The sequence below is a fragment of the Dellaglioa sp. CoH-57-MRSF-18 genome, from assembly GCF_056781995.1.
This window is the reverse complement of sequence record NZ_JBXAXX010000192.1, coordinates 1-291: the sequence shown is the minus strand read 5'-3', so window position 1 is coordinate 291 and position 291 is coordinate 1. Positions and strand designations below refer to the sequence as shown.

Annotated in this window: 1 protein-coding gene; it reads left to right on the top strand. The window is 54.3% G+C overall.

All coding sequences use genetic code 11. The features are described from left to right. The coding region (locus AC1RPG_RS08680; RefSeq protein ID WP_481762584.1) for a hypothetical protein at nt 1–291 on the top strand (291 nt) is incomplete at both ends.

Here is a 291-nt window from a genome sequence, read left to right as displayed (position 1 = left end):
ATTCGACACGGAAACGCGTAACCTGAGTGTGCTATTTAACAAAATCCTGACCATCCAGTTCGCGATGGACACAGAGCCCGAGGTAGGGTATACGGTGTCCGTCGATCACCCGCTTGCTCACTGGACCAAGGAAGAACGCCTGCACATAAAAAAGTCGTTGAAGAAGTTCTTCACGGCACGACAGGGCCCGATGCTCGTCACCTTCAACGGGATGTTTGACCTGCGGATAGTGCGCCAGCAGCTGCGCATCCCCATCATTTGGCATCGCGTATGGGAGATCACGTTCGGGGA